The 14,040-nt window shown below is 37.5% G+C and carries 13 protein-coding genes; 4 read left to right on the forward strand and 9 right to left on the reverse strand.

The features are described 5' to 3' along the window. Positions 1-4: 4 nt before the first annotated feature. From uvrB to CDL10_RS07475, 4 genes are all read right to left on the reverse strand, one after another. Positions 5-2,008 carry an excinuclease ABC subunit UvrB gene (gene uvrB / locus CDL10_RS07460; RefSeq protein ID WP_100677953.1) on the reverse strand — a complete coding sequence of 668 codons (2,004 nt, stop codon included), beginning with the start codon at positions 2,006-2,008 and terminating at the stop codon, positions 5-7. 77 nt (positions 2,009-2,085) lie between these two features. Further along, positions 2,086-3,342 (reverse strand): OmpA family protein, encoded by a 1,257-nt coding sequence (locus CDL10_RS11570; protein WP_100677954.1) that lies wholly within the window; start codon positions 3,340-3,342, stop codon positions 2,086-2,088. A 100-nt stretch (positions 3,343-3,442) separates the two neighbouring features. Then, a complete protein-coding gene (locus CDL10_RS07470; RefSeq protein ID WP_100677955.1) occupies positions 3,443-3,730 on the reverse strand; it encodes a DUF3817 domain-containing protein in 288 nt (95 codons plus the stop codon). Next, on the reverse strand, positions 3,723-4,085 hold the full coding sequence (locus CDL10_RS07475) for a hypothetical protein (protein ID WP_100677956.1): 363 nt from the start codon (positions 4,083-4,085) through the stop codon (positions 3,723-3,725). Before CDL10_RS07475 ends, CDL10_RS07470 begins: the two co-directional genes overlap by 8 nt. 218 nt (positions 4,086-4,303) lie before the next feature. Between CDL10_RS07475 and CDL10_RS07480 the strand changes: the two genes are divergently transcribed. Both CDL10_RS07480 and CDL10_RS07485 read left to right on the forward strand, forming a co-directional pair. Further along, the gene (locus CDL10_RS07480; protein WP_100677957.1) at positions 4,304-5,164 is read left to right on the forward strand and encodes a DMT family transporter; all 861 of its coding nucleotides are present in this window, start codon (positions 4,304-4,306) and stop codon (positions 5,162-5,164) included. After that, a complete protein-coding gene (locus CDL10_RS07485; protein WP_100677958.1) occupies positions 5,157-5,585 on the forward strand; it encodes an NUDIX domain-containing protein in 429 nt (142 codons plus the stop codon). The genes CDL10_RS07480 and CDL10_RS07485 overlap by 8 nt, the downstream gene beginning before the upstream one ends. A 30-nt stretch (positions 5,586-5,615) precedes the next feature. On the opposite strand, the gene CDL10_RS07490 is transcribed toward CDL10_RS07485, so the two are convergent. Both CDL10_RS07490 and CDL10_RS07495 read right to left on the reverse strand, forming a co-directional pair. Next, on the reverse strand, positions 5,616-6,236 hold the full coding sequence (locus tag CDL10_RS07490; RefSeq protein WP_100677959.1) for an L-threonylcarbamoyladenylate synthase: 621 nt from the start codon (positions 6,234-6,236) through the stop codon (positions 5,616-5,618). A 37-nt stretch (positions 6,237-6,273) separates the two neighbouring features. Further along, on the reverse strand, positions 6,274-8,607 hold the full coding sequence (locus tag CDL10_RS07495; protein ID WP_100678679.1) for an ATP-dependent helicase: 2,334 nt from the start codon (positions 8,605-8,607) through the stop codon (positions 6,274-6,276). 465 nt (positions 8,608-9,072) lie between these two features. Between CDL10_RS07495 and aqpZ the strand changes: the two genes are divergently transcribed. Next, entirely contained in the window at positions 9,073-9,780 is a 708-nt protein-coding gene (gene aqpZ, locus CDL10_RS07500; protein ID WP_100677960.1) for an aquaporin Z, read from the forward strand. Positions 9,781-9,914: 134 nt separating this feature from the next. Here aqpZ and rfbA read toward each other — a convergent pair whose 3' ends face one another. Further along, complete coding sequence (gene rfbA / locus CDL10_RS07505; protein ID WP_100677961.1) at positions 9,915-10,772, reverse strand: glucose-1-phosphate thymidylyltransferase RfbA; 858 nt, start codon at positions 10,770-10,772, stop codon at positions 9,915-9,917. Then, a complete protein-coding gene (locus CDL10_RS07510) occupies positions 10,773-11,210 on the reverse strand; it encodes an adenylyltransferase/cytidyltransferase family protein (RefSeq protein WP_100677962.1) in 438 nt (145 codons plus the stop codon). Positions 11,211-11,356: 146 nt separating this feature from the next. Between CDL10_RS07510 and CDL10_RS07515 the strand changes: the two genes are divergently transcribed. Next, positions 11,357-13,456, forward strand: coding sequence for a M1 family metallopeptidase (locus tag CDL10_RS07515; RefSeq protein ID WP_165772995.1), 2,100 nt, complete (start codon positions 11,357-11,359; stop codon positions 13,454-13,456). A 68-nt stretch (positions 13,457-13,524) separates the two neighbouring features. Here the strand turns inward: CDL10_RS07515 and smpB are convergent, their stop codons facing one another. Further along, on the reverse strand, positions 13,525-13,977 hold the full coding sequence (gene smpB / locus CDL10_RS07520; protein WP_100677964.1) for an SsrA-binding protein SmpB: 453 nt from the start codon (positions 13,975-13,977) through the stop codon (positions 13,525-13,527). Between the last annotated feature and the right edge of the window lie 63 nt (positions 13,978-14,040).

The following is a 14,040-nucleotide window of genomic DNA, read 5'->3' on the forward strand; positions in this document are numbered from 1 at the left end:
TATTTTATTTGTTTTTTAAATCCTGTAATACTTTTATTTCGTCACGGAGTTCGGCAGCTTTGATGAAATCCAGCTCTTTTGCCGCTTTTTCCATTTCTTTTCTTTTCTCCCGGATTAGCTTGTCGTAATCCACTTTAGCATGATAAGCCATTTCACTTTCGGCTACCTGAGAAAGTATATTCCTTTCCTTACTGTATTTATCTATATATGAAGTGTTTGAAATAACGGACTCTTCAATTTTCTTATTCAAAGGTTTGGGAGTGAGGTTGTTTTTCTCATTATATTCCATTTGCTTTTGCCGCCTGTAATTGGTTTCGTCGATAGTTTTTTGCATACTATCGGTTACTTTATCTGCATACATAATAGCTTTCCCTTTGATATTTCTTGCTGCACGACCGACCGTTTGCGTTAATGAGCGGGCACTTCTCAGAAATCCTTCTTTATCAGCATCGAGTATAGCAACGAGCGATACTTCGGGCAAATCCAAGCCTTCCCGTAAAAGGTTCACGCCGATAAGTACATCAAACAAACCTTTACGTAAATCTTGCATAATTTCAACTCGCTCCAGTGTATCCACATCAGAGTGAACATAGCGACAGCGAATACCCGATTTGGTAAAATATTTGGTCAGTTCTTCCGCCATTCGCTTGGTCAGCGTAGTTACCAAAACCCGCTCGTCGAGTTCTTCCCTTATACGGATTTCTTCAATCAAATCATCAACCTGATTACCTGTCGGTCGAATTTCGATAATGGGGTCAAGTAATCCCGTCGGACGAATAATCTGTTCGACATAAATTCCTTCTGATTTTTGCAATTCGTAATCTGCTGGCGTTGCCGACACATAGATAACCTGATTTTGTAAAGATTCAAATTCTTCAAATTTCAATGGTCTGTTGTCCATCGCTGCCGGAAGCCGGAAGCCGTATTCAACCAGATTTTCCTTTCGGGAACGGTCGCCGCCATACATAGCGTGAACCTGAGGAATGGTAACATGGCTTTCGTCAATAACCATCAGGAAATCATCAGGAAAATAGTCCAGCAAGCAGAACGGGCGGGTGCCTGGCATACGCTGGTCTAAATAACGGGAATAATTCTCAATACCTGAGCAATAGCCCAGTTCTCTCATCATTTCCAAATCAAAAGTAGTTCGCTCTTCAATGCGTTTGGCTTCGAGATGTTTACCGATAGATTTGAAATAATCTGCCTGTTTTACCATATCCTGCTGGATTTCCCAAATAGCATTTTGTAAGACATCGGGCGAAGTCACAAAAAGGTTAGCAGGGTAGATGTTGAGCTGCGGATATCGCTCAATAACTGCCATAGTTTGCGGGTCAAAAGCTTCTATTTCCTCAATTTCATCTCCAAAAAAAATGATTCTATATGGATTATCGGCATAAGCGGGGAAAATTTCCACAGTATCACCTTTTATTCTGAAATTTCCCGGAAGAAACTCAGCTTCTGTACGGGCATAAAGGCTTTGCACCAAGCGATGTAGCAAGTCTGTTCGCGTGATTTGCTGCTCTGTTTCTACAGTAATTACATTTTTTTTGAACTCTGTCGGATTCCCGATACCGTATAAACAAGACACGGAAGAAATTACCACAACATCTCTGCGTCCGGACAAAAGGGCAGAGGTAGTGCTTAGTCTTAGCTTTTCTAATTCTTCGTTAATGGATAAATCTTTTTCGATATATGTTCCGCTAACAGGAATATAAGCTTCGGGTTGATAATAGTCATAATAAGAAACAAAATATTCCACAGCGTTGTCAGGAAAAAATTGCTTGAATTCGGCATAGAGCTGAGCAGCCAGGGTTTTGTTGTGGGCGAGTATTAGCGTTGGTTTTTGAATATTTTCGATAACATTGGCAATCGTAAATGTTTTTCCCGACCCGGTAACCCCCATAAGAGTCTGGTATTTTTCATTTCTGCTTAATCCTTCAGACAGAGATTTTATAGCCAGGGGCTGGTCTCCGGTAGGTTGAAAATCGGAATTTATTTGAAAAGGCATCGCTTTGTTTTAATAATATAAAAATACAAAAAAGCGGAAGATTAATCTTCCGCTTTTTCAAATATTTAAGGTTTAAATTACTTTACAGAGAAAGTAACTCTTCTTGCAAATTTAGAAACGTTTTTGTTAGTACCGTCTAATGAAGTATCTTCACCTTTAGCATTAACATTGATTCTTGAGCTTGGAACGCCTGCTTGCTCTAACAATTTAGCTACGCTTTTTGCTCTTCTTTCAGATAAACGTTGGTTGTAATCAGCGTTACCTACAGAGTCAGCAAAACCATTAACAGCTACAGAAGCGTTAGGGTTACTTCTCAAGTAAGTCAAGATGAAGTTTACAGCCTCAGTGTTTTTAGGTGTTGATTTATCGAAATCGAAGTAAACAGCCACATAACCATCGTTGATCAAATCTTTAGCAGTGTTTGAATCACTTTTAGTCATGGTCTCTCCTTTACCATAGTTATCAGCAAAGTATTGCTCATAAGTATCAGGAATACCGTTTTTATTCTTATCGATAGATCTACCTTTAACATCTACCATGTTTCCGGCAGGAGTGTTAGGCTCTAAATCCAAGTAATCAGCTACACCGTCACCGTCAGAATCCAACATTTTGTTTTCGATATCTGTAACTCTGTTTTCAAGAGAAGCAACACGTCCTTCAATCATATCTTCAGTTACAAACCAGTCAGCATGTTGCTCGTGTCCACCTAAATAGAAAGAAAGACCTAGCGTAGCGTTATAAAGTGTTCCGTCGAACCCTCTGTCAGAAGTAGCTGGAGATCCATCAAAATTTCTGTCTTGACGAACATTGTTTACCATTGTGAAGTCAGCATTTAAAGCTACTCTTCTTCCTAATTTAACTTGTCCAGTTAAACCTAATACAACATGAGCCATTTGATCTTTGTCATAAGCACCATCAGCAAAAACACCGTCTTTGCCAGGAGTCATCCATGAATACCCAGCACCCATGTGAGCTTGTAAGTTCAATACTTTAGTCCAATCTTCAAAGTTCATGATACGACCTAAGTTAGCAACCCCTTGCAAGCTTGTACGGTAATATGTTGTTCTAAATTCATTAGAATCTTCGCCGTTTTTCATGTAATCATAACCAAAATCAGCTTTGATACCGAATTTGTTATTGAACATGTAACGTACACCTCCGTCGGCGTGAATAGGAGAGAAGCTATCAACAAAATATCCTGCAGCCATAGGGCTTGTAGGTTTTGTGATACCTGCATTTAAATCAATGGACCATTTGTTGTAATCCTTTTCCTGTGCGTTGATGCCACTAACTGCGAACAAAGCAGCTAATACTGGCAATGTCATTTTTTTCATAATTACTCTTTTAAGTGTATAATTAATTTTAATTGTTAATTACAATGCAAATGTACAAAAAAAAATATATTAACATAATGTTTTTTTTATTTTTTTATTTTCACATGTCTTTATGCAACCAGTTTTTTTCTGAATAGAACGTTCCGAAAGGAATTAATGAAGCTATACTTATTAATATGAATTTTTTAAAACTCCACTTCAATTCAACTTTCAACATAATTGCCATAACAATATATGCTATAAACAGCAAACCGTGTGCCATTCCTATAGGAAATAATAAATTTTTGTATAATTCTATATTAACATTCTTGAGTACCAGCATGTTAAAAAACAAAACTAAATAAGATATTCCTTCAAGGAAGCCAACTATAGTAAAAATTCTAAGCATAATTCATCATTTTTTTGTTGAATTCTTTCAAATCTGATATATTGTGCTTGTTGTTTAAATCTAATAATAAATTAAGGAAATAGCTCAAACTTTCGTTCGCATCGTGAGTGATTTCATTATTTTCAGCATCTTCGTCGATAGGTTCGTCGTTAGGAATATTTATCAAAAAATTATTATTTTCTGCCAAATGTTCTGCACACAATCTCAATGCTTTGACTACGGTAGGATTTTGTTCTTCAAGAGCAAATGTTCTGATTTCCTTTAATTTTGATGCAAGATTTGCATATTCTGTGTCTTTAGAATCAACGCTCTTGATGATTTCTTTAATCAATTGGTTTGCTTTCGGATTTTCCACTTTATATATAGATTAAAAATTTCGTGCAAATTTAATCTTTAAACTTTTGCAATCCTAACCATACATTGATTTTATACAAATTTTATTATTCAGTGAGGATTTGCCAGATAAAAATCGTCTATAAATTGACCTATAATATATATTATGTAAAATAGTAAATTGTTTAACCCCTTCTTTTTGTATATTTGCACCAAACACTATTATAAACCAAAAAAACCATGTTATTCCTACTTCTCAGTATTATCTGTAGCGTTTCGGTCGGCGTATTGTTTAAGTTGATAAAAACCAAAACGACCATTAATATCTTTCTGATAACGATTAATTACCTGGTGGCCTTTGTTTTGGCTTACTTACTATTTAATCCGGAAATTGATTTTAATATATTCACACACAGCGGATTTTTATTCATGGCATTACCTTTGATACTTCTGATGCCAACGGTTTTCCTGCTCGTTCCGAAATCCATCGAAAACTCCGGGATTATTAAAACAGACATTGCCCAGCGTCTTTCATTAATTATTCCCATATTGTGTAGTTTCTGGCTTTTTGGCGAAATTGTCCCCATATTGAAAATAATTGCCCTTGCAATCGGTTTTGGTTCCATTTTTCTGATTTTGAACAAACCTGACCAAAATAAGAATTCATTATATTTATTACTGGTTTTTCTCGGTTACGGAATCGCTGATGTCTTATACAAAAAAATAGCTCTGTTTAATGATTATCCTTATACAACAATGCTTTTTTATATTTTCGGCGGCTGTCTGTTGTTTTCTATATTATTGATAATGAGCAAAATAAATTCTATTAAAAAAGAATATCAGCATAAAACCTGGCTATACGGATTTCTTCTGGGCAGCTTGAATTTCTGTAATATTTTCTTCTATCTCAAAGCACATCAGTCATTTAGAGAAACTCCTACAACCGTATTTGCCGGAATGAATTTCGGTGTAATCGTTTTAGGAACGCTCATAGGGTATTTTTTCTTCCATGAAAAATTAAGTAAAAAAAATGTTTTTGGATTGATAATGGCTATATTAGCAGTAAGTTTAATCGTAATTTCCGATATTTACTATGGCTAAAGAATATGTCTCTAAAATATTTGTAACTGTTGATATTGTGGTATTTAGAGAAAAAAATACACAAAAAGAAATTTTGCTGATTCAGCGAAAAAATGAACCATTCAAAAATCAATGGGCACTGCCCGGTGGTTTTGTTGATAACGATGAAGATTTGGAAACTGCTGCCAAACGTGAGCTTCGGGAAGAAACTTGTGTTGTTGCATCAAATCTTCAACAGGTTAAAGCTTATGGAAACCCATATCGTGACCCACGTGGTTATATGGTTTCCGTAGTATATTTCACAACGGTTGATAGTGATACAAACGCAGTTGCCGCCGATGATGCCAAGGCATTACAGTGGTTTACTGTGGAAAACCTCCCCGATTTAGCGTTCGACCACCAAACGATTATTGAAGATACTTTAGCCAAAGTTTTCAAGTAAAATCTTGGTGTCAATATTCGCTAATTTACACTATATAATTTCCACACTTCCTTTGCCTTCTCTGATGATTTCCGGCTCATGCCCCGAAAGGTCAATAACTGTAGAAGCTTCATTGTCGCCATATCCTCCGTCAATGACCAAATCAACAATATTATTCCATTTTTCGTAAATCAATTCCGGGTCGGTGGTGTATTCCAGTATCTCGTCATCATCTTTGATTGAAGTGGAAACAATCGGATTGCCCAGTTTTTTCACGATTTCAATCACAATATTATTATCCGGCACACGAATACCGACTGTTTTTTTCTTTTTAAATTCTTTCGGCAAATTGTTATTTCCGGGTAATATAAATGTATAGGGACCAGGCAAAGCTCTTTTCAGAATTTTGAACGTCGATGTATCAATCTGTTTGACATAATCAGACAGGTTGCTCAAATCGGAACAAACAAACGAAAAATTGGCTTTGTCTAATTTAATGCCTTTTATTTTAGCAATTTTTTCAAGGGCTTTGGTGTTGGTAATATCACACCCCAAACCATAAACGGTATCGGTCGGATAAATAATCAAACCACCTTCTTTCAGCACCTTAACCACTTTTTCTATCTCCTTCTGGTTAGGATTTTCCGGATATATTTTTATAAAATCTGCCATTTTCTTGTATAATTATTTGTCTGACGAAAATAATGAATTAACCAATCACTTTTAAGCGGGCAAACCGTAACAAAAGCTTCTTCACTCCTGTCGTGTCAAAATTGATTTCTGCCTTTTTATCTGCTCCTGCTCCTTCTATTTTTAACACCTTTCCACGTCCAAATCTTTCGTGCATAATAAATTGTCCTTCTGATAAATTCATGTCATTATTTGAATCTGAACTTGAAGTTACATTACTTACTTTTCTCAGCTTTCTGATGTCATGTGAATACCTGTTTTTATTTTCACTTTCATGATGTATTGGTGGTGTGCTCGAAACCGGTTTTTTCAACCTGAATTTGGACTTATCCACTTCCCCGAAAATATCCGGATTCAAACCACCAGTATAACGGTAATTGCTATCTGGCGAAGTCAAATATTCCAGATACCTGTCATCTACTTCCTCAATAAACCGCGACGGCTCGCAATCAATCAATTTCCCCCAACGGTAACGCGATTGTGCGTAGGTCAGATATGCCTGCTTTTCGGCTCTGGTCAGGGCGACATAGAACAGCCTCCGCTCCTCCTCCAACTCGTTTCGGGAGTTCATGCTCATCGCACTCGGGAATAAATCTTCTTCCATTCCGACACAGAAAACATACGGGAATTCCAAACCTTTAGCCAAGTGAATCGTCATGAGCGACACGCGGTCGTCATCTGATTTATCATTGTCCATGTCGGTTACCAGTGCCACATCTTCCATAAATTCAGACAAAGCTCCTCTTGCTCCGTCCACTTCCTTCTGCCCTTCTGTAAAATCTTTGATACCGTTGAGTAATTCCTCAATATTTTCCAGTCTTGTTACACCTTCGGGCGTGGCATCTTTCTTTAGTTCCTGAATCAATCCGGTTTTTTTTACAACATAATCTGTCAGATAATAAGCATCGTGGTTTTCATTGATTACCTGAAAGTTTTTTATCATCGTGACAAAATCAGATAATTTATTTTTGGTCCCGCTATTGATTTTCAAGTCAATACGGTCGATGTATTCAATCACTTCAAAAATAGATCGTTTGTAATGATTTGCCGCAATGTTGAGTTTTTCCAGCGTTGTTGTACCGATTCCCCGTGTTGGATAATTAATTACGCGAACCAATGCTTCTTCATCTTTTGGATTGATAATCAGTCGTAAATAAGCCAAAACATCTTTGATTTCCTTACGTTGATAGAAAGACAATCCGCCATAAATTTTGTACGGAATATCTTTTTTCCGCAATGCATCTTCCATCGCTCTTGATTGGGCATTGGTGCGGTACAAAATGGCAAAATCCGAATTATTCAACTGGTTTTGCATTTTCTGCTCAAAGATGGTTGATGCCACAAAACGACCTTCTTCAGCATCGGTAATCGAACGATGTACCTTGATTTTGTTACCTTCGTCATTGGCTGTCCAAACTACTTTGTCGAGTTTGGTTTTGTTTTTGTCAATCACGCTGTTAGCAGCTTCTACAATATTTTTGGTCGAACGGTAATTTTGTTCCAAACGGTACATTTTTACCCCTTCATAATCTTTCTGAAAGTTCAGAATATTATTGATATTCGCCCCGCGAAAGGCATAGATAGACTGTGCATCGTCGCCCACCACGCAAATATTCTGAAAACGATCAGACAAGGCTTTGATTATCAGATATTGCGAATGATTTGTATCCTGATACTCATCAACCAGAATGTATTTGAATCTGTCCTGATATTTCATCAAAACTTCCGGAAAACGACTAAGTAACTCATTGGTTTTTAGTAACAAATCATCAAAATCCATCGCTCCTGCCTTAAAACATCTGTCCACATATTCTTGATAAATATCTCCCAATCTCGGGCGTTTTGCCATAGCATCGGATTCCATCAGTTCAGGATTATTGAAATATGCCCGAACGGTAATCAGACTGTTTTTGTAAGACGAAATCCGGTGCTGAATCTGATTGGGTTTATATACATCTTTATCCAACTTTAATTCTTTGATAATCTGACCAATTAGTCGCTGACTGTCCTGCGTGTCATAAATCGTAAAATTGGACGGATAACCCAGTTTATCCGATTCTGCTCTCAAAATCCGGGCAAATACCGAGTGAAAAGTTCCCATCCACAGGTTTTTGGCTTCCGATACGCCTACAATGCGTGAAATACGCTCTTTCATCTCGCGAGCTGCCTTGTTGGTAAATGTTAGGGCTAAAATATTGAATGAATCTACTCCCTGTTGCATCAGATAAGCAATCCGCATGGTCAAAACGCGGGTTTTCCCCGACCCTGCACCGGCAATCACGATTAACGGACCGTCTTTGTGCAACACAGGTGCTCGCTGAGCTTCGTTGAGTTGTTCTAAGTAGTTATGCATAACATCAAAATAATCAGCTACAAATTTAAGCATTTTTTGGTTAGCTTTATTAGCGATTAGCTAATTAGCCAAGAGTAAAGAGCCAAAATCCATTAGCCGGTCTCAGTCGTTACTTCGTCACAGTTATCAGAACTTGAAACAAAAATTAGCTGTTAGCCTTTAGCAATTAGTAAAGAGCCAAAAGCCATTAGCCGGTCTCAGTCGTCACTTCGTCACAGTTATCAGAACTTGAAACAAAAATTAGCTGTTAGCCTTTAGCAATTAGTAAAGAGCCAAAAGCCATTAGCCGGTCTCAGTCGTCACTTCGTCACAGTTATCAGAACTTGAAACAAAAAAACTTTAGGTTCTCCCAACATCAAACACTTCACAATTACCAAATTATCTTTATATTTTTTTTTGACCAAAAGTTTGTAGTTTCAAAAAAAATGTTAATTTTGATTTGTTAAACATTAAAAATTGTTATTTATGAGAAAGTATTTTGCAGAGTTCTTCGGGACTTTTTGGTTAGTTTTCGGTGGTTGTGGGGCAGCTGTTTTTGCTGCTGGCGTACCGGAAATTGGTATTGGTCTTGCCGGTGTTGCATTGGCTTTTGGTTTGACCGTTTTAACGATGGCTTATGCAGTCGGACACATTTCAGGCGGACATTTTAATCCGGCGGTTTCATTTGGTTTGTGGATGGGAGGTCGTTTTTCTGCCAAAGAATTAATTCCTTACATCGTTTCACAGGTTATTGGTGCAACTGCCGCAGCAGCGTGTTTGTACACTATTTTGAACGGTGCAGGAGCATTCAGTGCGGAAGGAGCCGGAGCGTTCGCTACTAATTTCTACGAAATGGAAGGCTATGCAGGCAGAAGTTACAGCATGGGAGCTGCATTTTTGGCTGAATTCCTATTGACGGCTTTCTTCCTGATTGTTATTCTGGGAGCGACAGACAAATGGGCAAACGGTAAATTTGCCGGAATTGCTATCGGTTTAGCTCTTACATTGATTCACTTAATTTCTATTCCGATTACGAATACATCAGTAAATCCGGCACGTTCTACTTCTCAGGCATTGTTTGTGCAGGGCGAAGCTCTTTCGCAACTATGGTTGTTTTGGGTTGCCCCGATTGCCGGTGCTATTGTCGGAGGATTGATTTATCGTTTTTTGTTAGAGAAAAAAGAGGCTGAATAACAAATGCCTTTATTATAAAAAGGTTGTTGGAAAATTACCGTAATTGTCAAGCTGAACTTGTTTTACGACGACTTAAGAATTTTCCAACAACTTTTTTCTTGTTTAAAATTCCAGATTGTTACTTCATTTCTTCTTTAAACAATCTTCATCAAATAAGTACCATAACCGCTTTTGCACAAAGGTTTGGCAAGGTTGTGTAACTGCTCTCTGCTGATATATCCCATTCGGTAGGCAACCTCTTCGATGGCACCGACTTTCAGTCCTTGTCTTTCTTCAATAACCTGTACGAACTGCCCTGCCTGCATCAACGAATGAAAAGTGCCGGTATCCAACCATGCTGTTCCCCGATTAAATACAGAAACATTCAACTGATTGTTTTTTAGATACATACGGTTAATATCGGTAATTTCCAGTTCACCACGAGCTGAAGGACGAATATTTTCGGCGTACTCCACTACCCTGTTATCATAAAAATATAATCCCGGAACGGCATAGTCAGATTTTGGTTTTTCGGGTTTTTCTTCGATAGAAACAACTTTGTTATTTTCATCAAATTCAACAACACCATAGCGTTGCGGGTCATTTACGGGATAGGCAAAAATAGTTCCGCCGGTTTGCCGGGCAGATTTTTGTAATAATTGGGAAAGTCCGCTTCCATAAAAAATGTTATCACCCAAAATCAAAGCAACGCTATCTTTCCCGATAAAATCTTTTCCGATGATAAAAGCCTCTGCCAAACCGTTTGGTTCAGACTGCTCGGCATAGATAAACCGGCAACCGAGTTGTGTTCCGTCGCCTAATAATTGTTGAAACAACGGCAAATCCTTGGGTGTGGATATAATCAATATTTCCCGGATTCCGGCGAGCATCAGCGTGGACAACGGATAATAAATCATCGGTTTGTCATAAACAGGCATCAACTGTTTGCTCACAGCCAAAGTTAATGGGTGTAAACGGGTTCCGGAACCGCCTGCCAGTATAATTCCTTTCATCTAACTGATTTTTTTCAATTCCTTATCAGCTACTTCTTTGCGGAGTGCCGAACTGGAAAAACGGTGGTCTCTCCGGTTATAATAAAAGCGAATACCAGATTTTTCACAATAACCGCGACCGGTAAAATTCTGGCTTTTATATTCTTCGCCGATAATTCTTACATCTATTTTGAATGCCCGTAAAACGTCTTCCAAATCCTGCTCGGTCGCATACGGAACGATTTCGTCCACATATTTACAGCCTTTGAGTTGAATATATCTTTCCACCACACTTTGGGTTGGTTTGTTTTTTTCCGGACGGTCGATAGTCGGATCGGTTTGTAAACCCACAATCAGGTAATCACATTGTGATTTGGCTTCTTCCAGCATTTTAATATGCCCTGCGTGCAACAAATCAAATGCACTAAATGTTATGCCGACTTTTTTATTGTTACCCATATTTATTCAAATTAAACAATTTAACAAATATAGCTATATTTTCTATGTGAAAAGTATCCCTAAGGTTATTTTATGATTAACTCAAAGGAAATTTCACAACTGTCGGGCTTTTTTTATAAATTTGCTTTCGAGACATGATACGATATATGAAAAAACATTACGTTTATTTTACGCTGAAAATTACCTTATTTTCACTATTTATTACCCAAACGACCCGGGCTCAGCAATATCATTATGCCGATTTTATTACTGCCGACAGCAATATCAGTTTTGATATTGCCAACCGAAAAGTAATCGGAAAGGTCGATTATACTTTTGAAGTAAAAAAAATGACTGATACCATTTATATTGATGCTAAAAACATGGATATTAAAGGAGTAAATGTCAATAATAAGAAGACAAATTTTGTTTACGATAATAAACAAATAAAAATTTACGAAGGCTATCAGGAAGGGGAAAACACTTTGCAAATCGGCTATGAAACCGTCCCGAAACAGGCACTTTATTTTGTGGGTGTGGGTGGCGAAATGCAGGTTTGGACACAAGGTCAGGGCAAATATACGAGCCATTGGCTACCGAGCTTTGACGATTATAACGAAAAAGTAATTTTTAACACCACGATTACATTCGACAGTGATTATCAAGTGATTGCCAACGGATTACAATCAGGGAAGAAAACCATTGGCAAACAAACGCAATGGACGTATAAAATGAATAAACCGATGAGTTCATATCTGGCAATGCTGGCAATCGGGAAATTCACGGTTAAAACAGAAAAAGCGAAATCAGGAATTACACTCGAAAACTATCTTCGAGCTCAAGATGCAGACAAATATGCTTCCACCTATCTGCACAACAAACGTATTTTTGATTTTCTGGAATCTGAAATCGGAGTGGCTTATCCGTGGGGAGGAATATACCGGAATATTCCTATCGATGATTTTATGTATGGCGGAATGGAAAATACTACTTCTACAATTTACACGCAGGATTATGTGGTGGACAAAACCGGTTTGAACGACCAGAGTTTCCTGAATGTGAATGCCCACGAAATGGCTCATCAATGGTTTGGTGACCTGATAACTGCTGAGAAAGACGAAGACCATTGGTTACAGGAAGGTTTCGCAACGTATTATGCACTGCTGGCTGAAAAAGAGGTTTTGGGCGACAATTATTATTTCTGGAAATTGTATCAGCTTGCCGAAGAATTACAAATAGACAGTCAAAATAACGGCAATACTGTTATATTGAGCAAAGGAGCAACTACACCCACTTACTACAAAAAAGGTGCATGGGCATTGTTTGCTTTGAATACGCAAATCGGTAGAGATAATTTTAGAAAAGCTGTGCAGAATTACCTCAATAAATACGCCTATAAAAATGTAAGTACCAATCAGTTTCTTGACGAAATAGAAGCAGTCAGCCCAAATTTTAATCGGGAAAGATACGAAATGACATGGCTGAAAAGCAATAGTTTTCCTGTGAAAGACGCTGTTTATCTGTTGCAAAACAGTCCTTTGATTAGTGAATATATGGCTTTGCTTGAACTACACAATCAGGATTTTGCAACAAAAAAAGACACGCTTTGGAATATTTTACAATCTACTTCGTTTTCGGAAGTCAAACAGGAAGTGATTTTCCAATTACACGAAGTGCCGTATGACGATGCTAAAGACTTTTATGATTATGTAGCTCAAAGTAAAGACATTAAACTGCGTCAGGCGTTGGTTAAAATTATTGCGGAAATCCCGGAGCAGTTTATACCGTCTTACAAGAAATTTCTACTTGACGAATCTTATATTACCCGCGAAATGGTAATGAAAAACTGGTGGATTCGTCTTGAAAATGACAGAAAAGAATTGTTGGATAAAACAAAAAATTATATCGGATTCAACGACCGAAACCTACGAATTACCTGGCTGATGCTGGCTTTGGCAACCGAAGATTATTCCTCCGAACAAAAAGCCAACTGGTACACAGAATTGAAGACCTACTCTACAAGCCGATACAATGGAAACACTCGCCAAAATGCTATACAAGCCATGTGGTTTCTGAATGAGCACGACAGCAATGTATTACCTCAATTATCTAATGCTTTGATCCATCATGATAACCGGTTTAAAAGTTTTGGTAAAACGACGATACAGAAACTGATTGAAAGAAAAGAATATAGAGAATTTTTTGAAAATCTATTACCTTACTTGCCTAATAACGAAAAAGCAGCTTTAGAAAATGTTCTAAAGTAAAAGTTTATTATATATAGTGTAATTAATTGTTATTTAATGATTTCATTACACTATTTTTTAGATAAATATCAATAACTCTTTTTCAACCTGTCGAGATTGATTTTGCTTTCGCGGTCTTTGATAGTCTCCCGTTTGTCGTAAAGTTTTTTACCCTTTCCAAGGGCAATTTCCATCTTTGCCAAACCTTTTTCGTTAATAAAAAGTCGCAGAGGAACAATGGTCAACCCTTTGGTTTGTACACTTTTCTCCAAAGATTTCAGTTCCCTTTTGTTCAAAAGTAATTTGCGTTCGCTTTTGGCTTTGTGGTTATAATGCGTACCAAAACTGTATTCTTCGATATGCGTATTGATAGCGAACAATTCACCATTACTGAACTCACAAAAACTATCGGTAATATTCGCCTTCCCCATACGTATGGATTTAATTTCTGTGCCCGCCAATACAATGCCGGCGACATATTTGTCCAGAATTTCGTATTCAAACTTTGCCCGTTTGTTTTGTATGTTAACCTTATTTTGCATAGCACAAAATTAATTAAATTATCATTAATCAAACTACGGAACCGCAAAGAATACGAAAAATTT

The organism is Avrilella dinanensis (assembly GCF_002807015.1).
Classification (GTDB): Bacteria; Bacteroidota; Bacteroidia; order Flavobacteriales; family Flavobacteriaceae; genus Flavobacterium; species Flavobacterium dinanensis.